Annotated in this window: 1 protein-coding gene; it reads left to right on the forward strand. The window is 74.1% G+C overall.

The features are described from left to right. Positions 1-80 precede the first annotated feature (80 nt). Positions 81-501, forward strand: a 421-nt coding sequence (locus FRW57_RS22655; RefSeq protein WP_152187141.1) for a YbfB/YjiJ family MFS transporter, incomplete at its 3' end; no start/stop codon positions are given.

Genomic DNA, 501 nt, shown 5'->3' on the forward strand with positions numbered 1-501 from the left:
CGGTGCGGTGCCCGGGGCGCTGGTCGCGGCGGCAGACTTCGACGGCGCTGTGGCTGTCGGTCATTCCTCGGCCCGGCCGCATGCCGGCTGACCCGCCGGCCGGGGTGGTGCGGCGAGGGTCACAGCCGCGGCTGGTCACCCGTGCCGTGATGCTCAGCCTCGGAGCCGGTGTGCTCAGCCTGTCCCGGTTCGGCTACGGGCTGTTGCTGCCCGGCATGCGCACCGACCTGGGCTGGTCCTACATCCAGGCGGGGGTGATGAACACCGCCCTGGGAATCGGCTACCTGGCCGGGACCGTGGCCGCGGTCGCAGTGCTGCCTCGCGCCGGGGAACGCCGCGCGTACCTGGTCGCGTTCACTGTCGTCACCCTCACCCTGCTGGCCTCGGGGGTGACCAGCGAGTACCCGATGTTGCTGGCGCTGCGCGCGATCGGCGGTGCCGCGGGCGCGGTGCTGTTCGTCGCCGGTGCCGCCTTCGCCGCTCACCTGGCCCGCGCCAGCC

The sequence above is a fragment of the Segeticoccus rhizosphaerae genome (genome assembly GCF_009192725.1).
Classification (GTDB): Bacteria; Actinomycetota; Actinomycetes; order Actinomycetales; family Dermatophilaceae; genus Segeticoccus; species Segeticoccus rhizosphaerae.